This is a genomic window from Frankia canadensis (assembly GCF_900197875.1).
GTDB classification, from domain to species: Bacteria; Actinomycetota; Actinomycetes; order Frankiales; family Frankiaceae; genus Frankia; species Frankia canadensis.
In genome coordinates this window covers 1-14,564 of sequence record NZ_FZMO01000531.1, presented here as the reverse complement: position 1 = coordinate 14,564, position 14,564 = coordinate 1, and the positions used below count along the sequence as shown (strand labels likewise).

Sequence of the window (14,564 nt, the reverse complement as noted above, 5' to 3'; positions counted from 1 at the left end):
GCCCGGCACACCGGGCCGCGGCCGCAGCGCCGGGCCGCTATCCGGTCGCGGTGGGGAAGTGGGCGGCGAGCAGCAGGCCGCCGCCGGGGTTCGGGGTGGCGGTGAGGGTGGCGCGGTGCACCGACGCGATCGACCGGACGATGGACAGCCCGAGCCCCGAGCCTGCCGCCGAACGGGTCCGCGGCGTGTGCAGCCGGCGGAACGGCTCGAAGATCTCGGCGAGGCGGTCGTCGGGGACGACCGGACCCGTGTTGCTGACCGTGAGGACGCCCGCCGCCGACAGGTGCACGGCCACCGATCCGCCGGGATCGTTGTGCCGCACGGCGTTGTCCAGCAGGTTCCCGACCAGCCGCGCCAACAGGACCGCGTCGCCGAGCACGACCACGGGCTCGGCGTGGATGGCCAGCGTGACCCCGGAGGGGAGCCGCACCCGGCTCGTGAGCGCCCGGTCGTCGGAGAGCTCGTGGGCACCGGGTGGCTCGCCGTCGGCGGGGGGCAGCATCTCCAGGGCCACCTGCCGGACGAGGGCGTCGAGCGCCACCGGTTCGAGGGTGGCGAGGCCCCGTTCGGTCTGGGCGAGCAGCAGCAGGGCGTCGATGAGGCGCTCGGTGCGCTGGTTGGCCGCCAGCAGCTGGCCGCGGACCTGGGGGAGGCGGTCGGGATCGGGATCGGTCAGCCCGATCTGGATGGCGGCGCGCTGCAGCGCCAGCGGGGTGCGCAGCTCGTGGGCGGCGTTGGCGATGAAACGGCGCTGCGCGTCGACCGCGGCCTCGAGCCGGCAGAGCATCTCGTCGAAGGTGTCGGCGAGATCGCGCAGTTCGTCGCGCGGGCCGGCGAGCGCGATCCGTTCGTGCAGGTTCGACAGGGACAGCCGGTGCGCGGTGGCCGTGATCCGGTGCAGCGGCCGCAGCAGCCGCCCGGCGAGCCACCATCCGGCGGCCACGGACACCAGCGCCAGAATCCCGATCGTGATCGCCGCGACCGTCCACTGGTAGTGCAGCACCGTGTCCGGGAGACGGTCGACGACCGCCAGACGGCCGAAGTAGACGTCGGGCGAGCCGGTCTGGTCGGGGCCGCCAGGCACCGCCGCCGGTGCGCCGGACCCCACGGCGGACCCCACGCCGGAGCCGGTGAACGCGCTGGTCCCCCCGGCGCCGATGCCCGCGCTGGGCGCGGGGGCGCCGGCGCCCACCGGTGACGTCGCGGTGATAGCGGTGACCTTGCTCCGCAGCACGCCCCGCAACAGCAGGTTGGTCACCACCAGCAGGATCGTGGACGTGAGCAGGAACAGGCCGCTGTAGAGCAGGGTCAGCCGCGTCCGGACCGTCCCCAGCCGGCCCGCTCCCCAGCGCCCCCGCATCCCGCCGTCGTTCACAACCGGTATCCCGCGCCGGGCACGGTGTGGATGCACGGCGGGTCGCCGAGCTTGCCGCGCAGCCGACTGATGATCACTCGGACCGCGGACGTGAACGGGTCGGCGTGCTCGTCCCACGCGGACTCCAGCAGGGCCTCGGCGCTGACGACCGCGCCGTCCGCCCGCATCAGCACCTCCAGCACGGCGAACTCCTTCAGGGACAGCCGCAGGTGCCGACCGTCCCGCGACGCCTGCAGATGACGGGTGTCGAGCACGAGGCCGCCCCGGGTCAGCACCGGCGCCACCGGGGCCCGGCTGCGCCGCCCGAGCGCCTGCACCCGGGCGACCAGTTCGGCGTAGTCGAACGGCTTGGGCAGATAGTCGTCGGCGCCCAGGCCGAGCCCGGCGACCCGCTCGGGCACCGAGGCCGCCGCCGTCAGCATCAGGATGCGGGTGCGTGCCCCGGCCCGGGCCAGGTCGCGGCAGATGTCGTCGCCGTGCACCGCGGGCAGGTCACGGTCCAGCACCAGGACGTCGTAGTCGTGGACGGCGAGTCGTTCGGTCGCCGCGGCGCCGTCGTAGGCCACGTCGACGGCCATCGCGTGCCGGCGCAACCCCTCGGCGACCAGGTCGGCCAGCTCACGTTCGTCCTCCGCCACCAGCACGCGCATGTCGACCTTCTATCGAACAGGCTGTAACACCGGCGTTAACGATCGCGTTCATCCTGCGGCAACATCCTCGCTGACAGCCTGGCCGACATGAGATCTCCCCTGCGAACGACACGGAAGTCCGTGATGGCGGTGGCCGCCATGGCCGTCGCCCTGCCGGTCGGTGTGGGCCTCACCGCCGGCGCCGCCCAGGCCTCCCCGCCGAGTGGCTCCGTCTCCTCGGCCGCCGGCGTCACCGCCACCAGCGTCAGCTCCGCCCACCCGGCGATCGCCAACGTCACGGCGGCGGGCGACGGCAAGGGCGCCCCCTGCCCGCTGCCCCCCGACGGCATCGTCCACAAGACGCTGCCGGGTTCGGGCGGCCAGCCCGCGGGCGGGGCGGTGCACAACGAGGTCTTCGGCGCGGGTGGGCAGTCCGCCTCGGCGCCCGCCCTGCCGGCCCCCGAGGGCGCCCCGGTGGACGGCGAGACGGTGGACGGCGCCACGTTCGTGGCGGGCGGTGCCGGGGACGGCTCGGGTCCGGTGACCCGCCGCAACGTGGTCCGCGCCCCGGCGGGCGAGGCGGGCGGCACGGCCGAGTTCGGCATCGCCACCTGCGACACGCACGGCGGGCAGGTGTTCGCCATCCACGTCGGCCCGCCGGCGGGCGGCGGCGCGCCGGTGCTCACCATCGCCCAGGTCCAGGGCGGGCCGGCCGCCGCGGCCGGACTGCGGGCGGGTGACGTCGTCCAGTCCATCGACGGGGCGGCGCCGATCGTGAACGGCAAGCCCGACCGGAAGGTCATCGAGAAGCTGCTGCCGCCGGACTCGGGGACGCGGACCGTGCACCTCGTCGTTCACCGCCCGTCCACGAACCGCACCTGGACGGTGGCCCTCACCCTCCAGCCGCCCCCCGGCGCCCCGGCGGGCAAGCCGTGGATCCACCGGTTCGTCCACCCGGGCGCCCCGGGCGCCCCGGGCGGCGCGTCGGGGTCCGACGCCCCGGGCAGCGCACAGGCCGTGCCCGCCCCGCCGACCCTGGGCGGCTGACCGCCGCACATCGATGACGGCGCGCGCCGGATCGTTTCTCCTGGAGGGCAGAGGGCGGTCCGGCGCTCGCCGTCGCCCGGGAGAGGCCGTCAGGAACGGACGAGCAGGCTGACGGGGAAGTCGCGCAGCAGACGCAGGACGTAGGCCGTGCCGCCGTCATGCCTGCGGCCGGTCAGCACGTCGGTCCACCGGCCGTCGGGCAGCGTCACGGTGGTGTCCCGCCAGCCACCGCCGCGGCGCAGGCCGAGGACCAGGCGCGGCGCCACCGTCACCACCGACTCGGAGCGGGTGAACGCCACCACGTTCTCCGCCGCCGAGCCGGACGCCCACAGCGGCCGGTAGGTGGCGTGCGCGCCGAACCACTCCGGGTGGTCCCGGCGCACCCGCAGCGCGCGGGCGACCACCAGCAGCTTCGCCGCGCCCGAGTCGTCGAGCAGCGGCGGGCGGCGCGGGCTGGCGCCTTCCGCGGCGATCTCGGCGCCGAGCTCGGCGAGCAGCTTCGTCCGGTCGCCGAAGTTCACCGGCCGCCGGTTGTCCGGATCGACCAGCGACAGGTCCCACAGGTCCTGGCCCTGGTAGACGTCGGGCACGCCGGGCATCGTCAGCTGCAGCAGCTTCTGGGCGAGGGAGTTCTGCCGGCCGAGCTCGACCAGCCCGCCGACGTAGCCGCCGAGCACGGCGAGGAACTCGTCGTCCTCCAGCACCGACTCGATGTAGTTCGTGAGCGCCGACTCGTAGGCGGGATCGCTGTCGGTCCAGCTGGTGTACAGCTTCGCCTCGCGCACGGCCTTGAGCATGTAGCTGGTGGCCCGCTCGGTGGGCAGCGGCCAGGCGCCGACCAGCGTCTGCAGCAGGAAGTAGATCGCCGGCCGGTCCGGCCAGCCCTGCTCGGTGTCGCGGTGGCGCTCGCCGAGGCGCACCAGCCGGCCGGCGACCTCCGCCCAGCCCCGCGGGTCCTCGGACAGCACTGCGAGCCGGGCCCGCACGTCCTCCGAGCGCTTGGTGTCGTGGGTCGACAGGGTGGTCATCGTCAGCGGCCAGGTGCGCTGCGCGGTGACGTTCGCCTCGTGGAACTCGTTGACGGCGCTGCGCGGATGCCCGGTGGTGAACGCGGGGAAGCGGGCCGGGTCGCCGCCGACCTCGTTGAGCGCGATCATCCGCGCGTACCGGTAGAACGCGGTGTCCTCGATGCCCTTGGCCATCACCGGGCCGCAGGTCTGCTGGAAGCGGATCACGAACTCGGGCGGTCCGCCGAGCGCCAGGTCCTCGATCAGGTCGATCTCGGCCGAGCGGCCCGGCAGGTAGGAGCGCGCCTGCTCGCAGGCCCGCACGACGTGCCCACGGGCCTCCAGGCTCGGCGTACCGTCCGGGCGGATGTAGGCCCGGTAGACGTCGAAGGCGGCCAGCACCTCGCACAGCGCCTCGCGCAGCCCGGTGCGGGTGAGGTCGGCGCGGGCGCGCCGGGCCTCGCCGAGTGCCAGCGTGGTCAGCCGGTCGATCTCGGGCTGCAGCACGGTGGCGAGCACGTCGAGCTTGGCGGCCCGCGCCTCCGCCTCGTAGCCCGGGTCGACGCGGGTGATCTCCTGGTAGAGCGCGGCGAGGGGATGCCCGGCGACCGGGTCGAGGAACAGCCGGGTCAGCCGGCCGATGCCGTCGTAGCCGGTGGTGCCGTCGCACGGCCAGCTCTCGGGGAGCGCCTCGTCGTCCTCGAGGATCTTCTCGACGACGGTCCAGACCCCGCCGGACGCCTCGGCGAGGCGCCGCAGGTACTCCTCCGGGTCGGCCAGCCCGTCGGGATGGTCGATGCGCAGCCCGTCGAAGGTGCCGGCCCGGACCTGCTCGATGAGCAGCCGGTGCGTGGCGGCGAAGACGTCGGGCTCCTCCTGGCGCAGCCCGGCGAGGGTGGTGATGTCGAAGAAGCGGCGGTAGTTCAGCTCGGTGGCGCCGACCCGCCACCAGCACAGCCGGTAGTACTGGGCGTCGAGGGTGCCGGCGACGTCGTCCGGGTCGGCGGTGCCGGGCGCGGTGGGCAGCACGTGGTCGTAGTAGACGACGACCCACGCGCCCTCGGTGTCGCGCTCCACCGAGATCTCCCCGGCGGCCAGGCAGTCGGCGAGCCCGGTGCCGAGGATCGGCACGAGCACCCGGCCCGGGTTGTCGGGGGCGGCCCAGTCGATGTCGAACCAGCTGGCGTACGGCGACTCGGGCCCCTCGCGCAGCACCGACCACCAGGCCGCGTTCGCCGCCTGCGGCGTGACCGACATGTGGTTCGGCACGACGTCGACGACGAGGCCGAGGCTGGCCTTGCGGCAGGCGGCGACGAGCCGGCGCAGGCCTCCCGTGCCGCCGAGCTCCGGGTTGATCTGCCCGTGCTCGACGACGTCGTAGCCGTGTGTCGAGCCGGGTGCCGCCTCCAGCACCGGCGACAGGTACAGATGCGACACCCCGAGCGCGGCGAGGTACGGGACGACCACCGCGGCGTCGGTGAAGGAGAAGTCGAGGTTGAGCTGCAGCCGGTAGGTGGACGTGGGCACGATCCGCGCGCGGCCGGAGCCGCCCAGGGGCGTCGTCGGGTCAGCGGACACGGCGCAGCACGACCGTCGAACGGGCGTCGATCTCGAGTGGGTCGCCGGCTTTGACGACCTTGCCGATGTCGGCGGGGTCGAGGGCCGAGTGCGCCAGCGCGATCGACTCCAGGCCTGCTTCGACCTCGGCGGTGGAGCGCCGCGTGTCGACGACCGTCTCCCACTCGTCGCCGAAGGTCGGCGCCGGAACCCGGAAGCCGACCGGCTCGAAGTGGGCGTTGAAGAACAGCAGGAACGAGTCGTCGACGATGCGTTGGCCGAGCGCGTCCGGGTCGGGGATGGCGTCGCCGTTGAAGTACACGCCGAGGGAGCGCGCGGTACCGGACTCCCAGTCGGCGTCGGTCATCTCCAGGCCGTCGGGACGCAGCCAGACGATGTCCTTGCCGGACGGATCGTCACCCGCGCCCGCCGCGTCGGCGCCGCCCTGGCCGCGCGGCGACGCGCCCTGGAAGAACTTCCGCCGCCGGAAGATCGGGTGATCGTGACGCAGCCGCGACACATGGCCGACGAAGTCGACGAGATCGGCGTTGCGTTCGGCGTCGGCCCAGTCCAGCCAGGAGATCGGGGTGTCCTGGCAGTAGGCGTTGTTGTTGCCGTGCTGGGTGCGGCCCATCTCGTCTCCGGCGACCAGCATCGGCACCCCCTGGGACAGCAACAGCGTCGTCAGCAGGTTACGGGTCTGCGCGGCCCGAAGCGCGAGCACCTGCGGATCGTCCGTCGGCCCCTCGGCCCCGCAGTTCCACGACCGGTTGTCGTCGGAGCCGTCGCGGTTGTCCTCACCGTTGGCCTCGTTGTGCTTGTTGTTGTAGGAGACGAGGTCGTGCAGGGTGAAGCCGTCGTGGGCGGTGATGAAGTTGATCGACGCCCAGGGTCGGCGGCCGCTGTTCTCGTACAGGTCGCTCGACCCGGTCAGCCGGGAGGCGAACTCGGCGATGCCCTGTTCCTGGCCGCGCCAGAAGTCGCGGACGGTGTCGCGGTACTTGCCGTTCCACTCCGTCCACAGCGGGGGGAAGTTGCCCACCTGGTAGCCGCCCTCGCCGAGGTCCCAGGGCTCGGCGATCAGCTTGACCTGGGAGACGACCGGGTCCTGCTGGACCAGGTCGAAGAACGACGACAGCCGGTCGACGTCGTAGAACTCCCGGGCCAGTGTCGCCGCCAGGTCGAAGCGGAAGCCGTCGACGTGCATGTCGGTGACCCAGTAGCGCAGCGAGTCCATGATCAGCTGCAGGACGTGCGGGTGACGGACCCGCATGCTGTTGCCGGTGCCGGTGTAGTCCATGTAGTAGCGCGGGTCGTCGTCCACGAGCCGGTAGTAGGCGGCGTTGTCGATGCCGCGGAAGGCCAGCATCGGGCCCATGTGGTTACCCTCGGCGGTGTGGTTGTAGACGACGTCGAGGATCACCTCGATCCCCGCCTCGTGCAGGTTCTTGACCATGCTCTTGAACTCCTGCACCTGCCGGCCCTGCCCGCCGGAGGCGGAGTAGCCGTTGTGCGGGGCGAGGAAGGCCAGCGAGTTGTAGCCCCAGTAGTTGCGCAGGCCCTGGCGCACCAGGTGCTCGTCGTGCACGAACTGGTGCACGGGCAGCAGCTCGATCGCGGTCACGCCGATCCGCCGGTAGTGCTCGATCATGAGCGGGTGGGCGACGCCGGCGTAGGTGCCCCGGTATTCCTCGGGCAGGCCCGGATGGTTCTTGGTCAGCCCGCGCACGTGCGCCTCGTAGATCACCGACTCGTTGTAGGGCGTGCGCGGCGGCCGGTCCCCGTTCCAGTCGAAGAACGGGCTGATGACGACCGACTTCATCATGTGCGGCCCGGAGTCGGCGTCGTTGACGCTGTCCGGGTCGCCGAAGGCGTAGGGGAACACCGCCTGATCCCAGGCGACCTCCCCATCGACGGCCTTCGCGTACGGGTCGAGCAGCAGCTTCGCCGGGTTGCACCGGTGGCCGGCGGCGGGCGCGTACGGGCCGTGGACGCGGTAGCCGTAGCGCTGCCCCGGACCGACCGAGGGTAGGTAGGCGTGCCAGACGAAGGCGTCCCGTTCCTTCATGTCGATCTGTTCCTCATGGCCGGCGTCGTCGAACAGGCAGAGCTGGACCCGGTCGGCGATCTCTGAGAAGATCGCGAAATTCGTTCCCGAGCCGTCGTACGTGGCGCCCAGGGGATAGGGGCTGCCCGGCCAAACCTGCGACATAGGCACGAAGCCTACGGGCAGCGGGCCCTCCCTGATCGAGGGGCGCGTGAACATCGAGGTCACGACACCCGGGACATTGAAATCTCATTGATCCGCGGCTGACCGGCCGGGCCTAGCATGGAAGCATGGCCGACTGGGCGATCTGGGTCGTCGTCGCCGGCGCTCTGTTCGTCGGCGAGCTGCTGACCCTGGACCTGACGCTGGTGATGTTCGCGCTGGCCGCGCTGGTCGGCGCGGCGGCCGCGCTGCTCGGCGTGGACGCGGTCTGGCAGATCGTCGCCTTCGCCGTGGCCGCCGGCGGGTTCGGACTCGGCCTTCGCCCGGTGGCCCGCCGCCACCTCCAGCGTGACGTACCGCAACTGCGCACCGGGACCGAGGCACTGGTCGGCGAGCGGGCGGTGGTGCTGGAGCGGGTCGACGGCGACGGCGGCCGGGTGAAGATCCGCGGGGAGGTCTGGTCGGCCCGGTCGTACCCGACCTCGACCGTGCTGGAGGCCGGCAGCGAGGCCCACGTGCTGCGCATCGACGGCGCGACCGCCATCGTGCACAGGTTCGAACTCTGACCCGGGATCCCCGGGCCCGGGACGGGCGGACCCGGCCCCGCTGACCGGCTCCGGGCGGTGGGGCGCCGGTCCAGACAGGGAGGACAGGTCATGGCAGGTGTCATCGTCGCCGTGGTGATCGCGGCCGTACTGCTGATCACACTGGCCAGGGCGGTGCGGATCGTCCCGCAGGCGCGCGCGATGGTCGTCGAGCGACTCGGCCGGTACCACCGCACCCTCACCCCGGGGCTCGCCCTCGTGGTGCCGTTCGTCGACCGCATCCGCGATCGCATCGACCTGCGCGAACAGGTCGTCAGCTTCCCGCCGCAGCCGGTGATCACCGAGGACAACCTCGTGGTCGGCATCGACACGGTCATCTACTTCCAGGTCACCGACCCGCGGGCGGCCACCTACGAGATCGCCAACGTCATCCGCGCGATCGAGCAGCTGACCGTGACCACCCTTCGCAACGTCATCGGCGGGATGAACCTGGAGGCCACCCTCACCTCCCGGGACCAGATCAACGGCCAGCTGCGCGGCGTCCTCGACGAGGCGACCGGCAAGTGGGGCATCCGGGTCAACCGGGTCGAGCTCAAGGCGATCGACCCGCCCCGCTCCATCCAGGACTCGATGGAGAAGCAGATGCGCGCCGAGCGGGACCGCCGCGCCGCCATCCTGACCGCCGAGGGGGTCAAACAGAGCGAGATCCTGCGTGCCGAGGGGGAGAAGCAGGCCGCGATCCTGCGCGCCGAGGGGGAGCGGGAGTCCCAGATCCTCACCGCCCAGGGTGAGGCGAAGGCCATCGACACGGTCTTCCGGGCCATCCACGAGGGCAACGCCGATCAGAAGCTACTGGCCTACCAGTACCTGCAGACCCTGCCGCAGATCGCGCAGGGCCAGGCCAGCAAGCTGTGGATCGTGCCCAGCGAGCTGACCGGCGCGCTCGGCGGCCTCGGCGGGCTGCTGGGCGGCGCGGTCGAGGCCGCCGCCGTGAAGCCTCCGGGCCGTGAAGCCCCGGCTGCGAAGTCCCCGGCGGCGACGGCCGCGGCCGGGACGTCACCGGCCGTGACACATCCCAACCCGACGCCGCCGGCCGCGCCGGATCACGACCAGGGCTGACCTGACCTGACCGGGTGGCGACCGGGCCCCTGCCGGACGAACCAGCCGGCGCCCGCCAGCCATGGTTCGGCGGTAGGCCCACCTTTGCGACTAATGAGTCATACCTCTGGGAGGGGGTGGGGCTAGTCCGCCGGGCGCGGCCATGGGACGATTCCGGCAAGCCATACGGGGGCGGGTCGATGAGACGCAGGGGAAGGCGTTCCTCGTCGACGGAGGTCCCGCGTGGTCGCAATGTCCCCGACAGCTCGTGAGCTGTCATCCGGCTCGTCGTCCTTCGCCGTGCCGGGCAAGCTGGCGGTTCTCGCCTGTCCGCCGGCGCTGTGCCCGCACCTGGAGTTCGGCGCGTCCGGAGTGTTGTCGTCGCCGGTGTCGCTGACCTGGACGGCGCAGCCCGGCATGCCCGGATTCCTGTTCGCCGGGCTGGAGTGGCGCGCCTCGCCGGGCACGGCGGGCCGGGTCGCGGCGGCGCTGCGCCGGCTGGGCCATGTCACCTTTGAGACAGTCGAGGGTCCCTCGCCCGGGTGTGACGCCGAGCGCTACTCCTACACGCCGGATCTCGGCCTGCATCGGGCGGCCATCGCGGCCAACGGGGACGTGGTGGTCGGCGAGGCGGCGCTGCGGGCGCTGCTCGAGCGCGGCGAGGCCCGCGAGACGCTCGCCCGCGGGCTGCACCGGCTGCTCGGCACCGCGTGGGACGACGTGCTCGAACCGCTGCGCCGCGGGGCGCACGGGGCCCCCATCACCTGGCTACGCCGGACCGGCTGAGCGCCGGCCCACGCGCCCACGCACCACGCGACGGCGCGCCTGGCACCGACCCCGCACGGCCGGGGGAGGGGGTCGGGCTGGGCCGGCCGCCGGCCAGCGGCATCCATGGCCACACTGCCGCTGGCCTGCGTCAGCGTGATCCGGAGTCGCCCATCGTCCGGTGCCGCGCACGCATCAGGGCGGATCGGACACCCGGGTGTGGTGAAGCCCACATCAGGGTAGCGCGGGTCTGACGGGCACATACCCCGGCGGTCATGCGTTGAGGCTTGCGCACGACCACGAACAACCTTTCTGGGAGTTACTTAAGTGGCCACCGATTACGACACCCCTCGCACAGCTGACATAGAGGACGCCTCCGAGCAGAGCCTCGAGGCCCTCAAGGCGCGACGGGCGGATGCGGCGGCTGACCTCGGTGACGACGTCGACCCGTTCGAGACCGAGCTCGGCCTGCCCGGCGCTGACCTGGCCGGGGAGGAACTGAACCTCCGCGTACTGCCCCGCCAGGCCGACGAGTTCACCTGCACGCAGTGCTACCTCGTGCACCATCGCAGCCAGCTCTTCGACGAGCGGCGGATGGTCTGCCGGGACTGCGCTGCCTGACCGGTCCGAGCCGCCTGGCCAGCCCGAGCAGCTGACCGAACCGCACCACTGACCGACCGATGTCGATCGACCCCGGGTCGACCGACCTGACCCCACGAAGCATCGACTCTCCCCGCCGGCCGACCGCGTGGTCGTCGTCCGACCACCTGCCGGCTGGCCGGGTCAGCCGACCAGCACTCCGGCGTCGCGCATCGCCGTCACCGCCCGCCCCTCGTCGTCGGGCTCGAGGTTGACGAACCGCGTGAGCGCCAGGGGCAGCCGCACCGACAGACCTCGCTCCCGCGCGTCCAGCGCGCTGGCCCGGACGCAGTGGTCTCCGGCCAGGCCGACCACGACGAGCGTCGCCACTCCGAGCTCGGCGAGCCGGGCGCCCAGCAGGGTCGCGCGGCGCTCGCCGGACGACGGATCGCGTACCGAGAACGCCGAGTAGCCGTCGCCGCCGTCCACCCCCTTGCGGATCACCTCGCCGGCCACCACCAGTTCGGGATGGAAGGCCGCGCCCGCGCTGTCCGCCACGCAGTGCGGCGGCCAGACGCCGCCGCCGGTGACGAAATGGGGCGTATGGGCGGGATGCCAGTCCTGGCTGTAGAAGACGGGGGAGTCGGCGGCCCGGGCCGCGGTGACCTCCGCGTTGATCCCCGCCACGACCTGCTCACCGCCCGCCACGTAGAGGCTGCCCGCCCGGTCGGCGAAGTCGTTCTGGACGTCCACGACCAGCAGCGCGATCCCAGGCCCGTAGCGTTCGGTCACGTCCGGCCGCCTCCCGTCGACGCCCCGCCCCGGCCTGCCCGCGCGGCGGGTTATGCCCTTAGTGTCGCATCCCGACACGCCCGTGCCGATATCCCTGATCATGGGCGTCTGACGGCTTAGGTTCGCGGCATGCGCAGCCGCGACTACGGCCCCGACGTCCTGGCGCCCGCCGCCCGAACGAGCCGGCCGACGATACCCGAGGTCGAGCTCGAGGCCGACCTCGTCGTCGAGGACGTGGTCAGCGGCTTCTGCGGTGCCGTGGTCGGCAGTGAGCTCGGCGCGGTCACGCTGGAGGACCGGCATGGTGCCCGGCGGGTGTTTCCGCTGGAGCCCGCCGCGTTCCTGCTGGAGGGCCGTCGGGTCACCCTGGTGCGGCCACGCCGCGCGATGCCCGCGGCGCTGGCGCGCACCGCCTCCGGGTCGATCGCCGTCGCCGGCCATCGCGCGCGGGTGGCCCGGGCCAGCCGCATCTACGTCGAGGGGCTGCACGACGCGGCCCTGGTCGAGCGGGTGTGGGGGGACGACCTGCGGGTCGAGGGGGTCGTCGTCGAGTGCCTCGACGGCGTTGACGAGCTGCCGGGGGTGATCGAGGAGTTCCGGCCGGGGCCCGCGCGGCGCCTCGGCGTCCTGGTCGACCATCTCATCCCCGGCTCCAAGGAGAGCCGCATCGCGGCGGCGGCGGCGGGCCCGCACGTCCTCGTCACCGGGCATCCGTACGTCGACATCTGGCAGGCGGTGAAGCCGACGTCGGTAGGCATCGCGGCCTGGCCGGACGTGCCCCGCGGCCAGCCGTGGAAGGAGGGTGTCTGCCAGGCACTCGGAGTGGCCGAGCCGGCCGAGATGTGGCGGCGGGTGCTGGCGAGCGTCGACAGCTTCGCCGACCTCGAGGTGGGGCTGCTCGGCGCGGTGGAACGCCTGATCGACTTCGTCACCGCCTGAGGCCCGCGGTGCCGCCGCGGACACCACGCGGTGGTCTCGGCGTGACGGGGTGCGTGGCCCCGTCGCGGACGTCGCATACGGTGTGAAGCCGACGCGTACGGATCTGCCCGCCGCCTCCGGCGGCGCCACCCGTGGCCGGATCCCTCCGGCCGCACCACCCCTGGACTGTTCCACCCTCCACTCCACCCTGCACCGCTCCCGCTCGCCCTCGTGCGGCGGGAGCCTGAACGGCGGGAGACTGCATGCCGGTCAGGTTCCGGCCGGCGATCCTGCTCTACGTCGCCGCCGTGGTGGTGCTCGCCCTGGTGACCGGATTCGCCCTGCGATACGTGCTGGATGGCGGGCACGGCCGCTCCGCCGCCGGATCGGGCATCTCGCCCGGGCCGACCTCGCTCGCCGGCCGCGTCATCGTGCTCGACCCCGGCCACGACGGCGGCAACAGCGGCGCCGGCGCGGCCATCAACCGGCAGGTCCCCGCCGGCGGGTTCGACAAGGAGTGCGACACCGTCGGCGCCGAGACGAACGCCGGCTACCCCGAGCACGCCTTCACCTTCGACCTCGCCCAGCGGGCGGCGGTCCTGCTGCGCGCCCGCGGCGCGACGGTGCGACTGACCCGCGCCACCGACACCGGGGTGGGACCCTGCGTCGACGAGCGGGCCCGGATCGGCAACGACGCCGGCGCCGCGGCGGTGGTGTCCATCCACGCCGACGGCGGCCCACCGACCGGGCGCGGCTTTCACGTGATCGCGCCCGCGCTGAGCCCTGATCGGGAGAACGCGGCCATCCTGGCACCGTCGAGCCTGCTCGCCGGCACGCTGCGCTCGGCCTTCGGCCGAGCCACCGGGCAGCCGCTGGCGGACTACCTCGGTGTCGAGGGCATGACGATCCGCTCGGACCTCGGCGGCCTGAACCTCTCCCGCGTCCCGAAGGTGTTCCTGGAATGCGGGAACATGCGCAACCAGGCGGACGCGGCCCTGCTCGTCGACCCGACCTGGCGGGCCCGCGCCGCCGCCGGCATCGCCGACGGGCTCACGGCCTACCTCCTCGGCGCGACCAGCACCCCCGCTGCCCCCGCCAGCTGACGCCTGCCGGACATGACGAAGGCCACTCCGAGGAGTGGCCTTCAGGTGATGGTCTGATGCTGTGCGGGGTGGGCGATACTGGGATTGAACCAGTGACCTCTACCGTGTCAAGGTAGCGCTCTCCCACTGAGCTAATCGCCCGCGATGAACCAGAGGCGGAGGCGGGAATCGAACCCGCGTACAGGGCTTTGCAGGCCCTTGCCTAAACCACTCGGCCACTCCGCCGCGGGAGGCCGTTGCTTGACGGACCTCAAGCCCCTCTGCTTCCGAGCGGACGACGGGATTCGAACCCGCGACCCTCACCTTGGCAAGGTGATGCTCTACCAACTGAGCCACGTCCGCATCGCACCGCCGCTGGTCTTGCTGGAGTCGTTCTTGGCGGTGCAGGTAGCACTCTAGCGGACGAAGGCGCCTCGCGTCGAATGGCCCGCGAGACGTCGCGGAAGTGTTGCGCTGGGTCAAGGGATCCCACGTGAACATCGGGTTTCTCCCACGGCACGTCCACCGGGCCCGCGGGAGCCTCCCACCGTGGGCGCTGGCCCGGAGGCGGTCCCGCCCGGGCGAGGCGGGTCAGCTGGCGACCGCGTACCGTGATCGGGGTGAGCCGGACGAACATGGGCGCTCCAGAACGGACCGCTCGCCGCGGCGCGGCAACACCGCCGCGCCGGCCCGGCCCGTACCTGCTCGCCGGCGGGCGCCTCGCGAGCGGGGTCCGGGAGATCAGCGACGATCCCGCGGTGCTGGACCGCGGCGGGTTCTGGGGCGTCGTCGCCGACTTCGAGGGCGCGGTGCGCTGCGTGCGCTTCGCCGACGTGCGCCCCGCGCCGCCCGGCGGCCCGGCCGCCCTGCGGCGGGGCGCGTGGAGCGGCCCGCCGCCGGGATCCTGGCGCAGCAGTCTCGACCAGGCGGCCTACCTCGCGGGGGTGGCCGCCATCCGGGA

12 protein-coding genes, 3 tRNA genes and 1 pseudogene are annotated in these 14,564 nt (G+C 73.0%); 8 read left to right on the top strand and 8 right to left on the bottom strand.

Annotated elements, in window-relative coordinates; all coding sequences use genetic code 11:
- Positions 1-37 precede the first annotated feature (37 nt).
- Positions 38-1,375 carry a sensor histidine kinase gene (locus C1A33_RS28790; RefSeq protein WP_207770553.1) on the bottom strand — a complete coding sequence of 446 codons (1,338 nt, stop codon included), beginning with the start codon at positions 1,373-1,375 and terminating at the stop codon, positions 38-40.
- Positions 1,372-2,025 (bottom strand): response regulator transcription factor, encoded by a 654-nt coding sequence (locus C1A33_RS28785; protein ID WP_101835045.1) that lies wholly within the window; start codon positions 2,023-2,025, stop codon positions 1,372-1,374. The genes C1A33_RS28790 and C1A33_RS28785 overlap by 4 nt, the downstream gene beginning before the upstream one ends.
- A gap of 123 nt (positions 2,026-2,148) precedes the next feature.
- Between C1A33_RS28785 and C1A33_RS28780 the strand changes: the two genes are divergently transcribed.
- Positions 2,149-3,051: a PDZ domain-containing protein gene (locus tag C1A33_RS28780; protein WP_101835044.1), complete on the top strand. Its 903-nt coding sequence runs from the start codon at positions 2,149-2,151 to the stop codon at positions 3,049-3,051.
- Positions 3,052-3,140: 89 nt separating this feature from the next.
- Here the strand turns inward: C1A33_RS28780 and treY are convergent, their stop codons facing one another.
- Both treY and glgX read right to left on the bottom strand, forming a co-directional pair.
- Positions 3,141-5,588 carry a malto-oligosyltrehalose synthase gene (gene treY / locus C1A33_RS28775; RefSeq protein ID WP_101835073.1) on the bottom strand — a complete coding sequence of 816 codons (2,448 nt, stop codon included), beginning with the start codon at positions 5,586-5,588 and terminating at the stop codon, positions 3,141-3,143.
- A gap of 37 nt (positions 5,589-5,625) precedes the next feature.
- The gene (gene glgX, locus C1A33_RS28770; protein WP_101835075.1) at positions 5,626-7,827 is read right to left on the bottom strand and encodes a glycogen debranching protein GlgX; all 2,202 of its coding nucleotides are present in this window, start codon (positions 7,825-7,827) and stop codon (positions 5,626-5,628) included.
- 125 nt (positions 7,828-7,952) lie between these two features.
- On the opposite strand from glgX, the gene C1A33_RS28765 reads away from it, so the two are divergent.
- From C1A33_RS28765 to C1A33_RS28750, 4 genes are all read left to right on the top strand, one after another.
- Positions 7,953-8,390, top strand: a complete 438-nt coding sequence (locus C1A33_RS28765; RefSeq protein WP_101835041.1) for an NfeD family protein — start codon at positions 7,953-7,955, stop codon at positions 8,388-8,390.
- A gap of 90 nt (positions 8,391-8,480) precedes the next feature.
- On the top strand, positions 8,481-9,488 hold the full coding sequence (locus tag C1A33_RS28760; RefSeq protein ID WP_243408033.1) for an SPFH domain-containing protein: 1,008 nt from the start codon (positions 8,481-8,483) through the stop codon (positions 9,486-9,488).
- A gap of 231 nt (positions 9,489-9,719) precedes the next feature.
- Complete coding sequence (locus C1A33_RS28755; protein WP_165818634.1) at positions 9,720-10,253, top strand: DUF3145 domain-containing protein; 534 nt, start codon at positions 9,720-9,722, stop codon at positions 10,251-10,253.
- A 306-nt stretch (positions 10,254-10,559) separates the two neighbouring features.
- Positions 10,560-10,853, top strand: a complete 294-nt coding sequence (locus C1A33_RS28750) for a DUF4193 family protein (RefSeq protein WP_101835037.1) — start codon at positions 10,560-10,562, stop codon at positions 10,851-10,853.
- A gap of 162 nt (positions 10,854-11,015) precedes the next feature.
- Here C1A33_RS28750 and C1A33_RS28745 read toward each other — a convergent pair whose 3' ends face one another.
- Entirely contained in the window at positions 11,016-11,603 is a 588-nt protein-coding gene (locus C1A33_RS28745) for an isochorismatase family protein (protein WP_101835035.1), read from the bottom strand.
- Positions 11,604-11,732: 129 nt separating this feature from the next.
- Between C1A33_RS28745 and C1A33_RS28740 the strand changes: the two genes are divergently transcribed.
- Together C1A33_RS28740 and C1A33_RS28735 are read left to right on the top strand one after the other, a co-directional pair.
- Entirely contained in the window at positions 11,733-12,542 is an 810-nt protein-coding gene (locus C1A33_RS28740; protein WP_101835033.1) for a DUF3097 domain-containing protein, read from the top strand.
- Positions 12,543-12,784: 242 nt separating this feature from the next.
- Positions 12,785-13,624, top strand: a complete 840-nt coding sequence (locus C1A33_RS28735) for an N-acetylmuramoyl-L-alanine amidase (protein WP_101835031.1) — start codon at positions 12,785-12,787, stop codon at positions 13,622-13,624.
- A 69-nt stretch (positions 13,625-13,693) separates the two neighbouring features.
- Here the strand turns inward: C1A33_RS28735 and C1A33_RS28730 are convergent.
- From C1A33_RS28730 to C1A33_RS28720, 3 genes are all read right to left on the bottom strand, one after another.
- Positions 13,694-13,765 (bottom strand) — tRNA-Val (locus C1A33_RS28730).
- Positions 13,766-13,777: 12 nt separating this feature from the next.
- Positions 13,778-13,849, bottom strand: a tRNA-Cys gene (locus C1A33_RS28725).
- Positions 13,850-13,893: 44 nt separating this feature from the next.
- Positions 13,894-13,966, bottom strand: a tRNA-Gly gene (locus C1A33_RS28720).
- A 272-nt stretch (positions 13,967-14,238) separates the two neighbouring features.
- On the opposite strand from C1A33_RS28720, the pseudogene C1A33_RS28715 reads away from it, so the two are divergent.
- Positions 14,239-14,564: pseudogene (locus C1A33_RS28715) on the top strand (chorismate-binding protein); the annotation flags it as partial.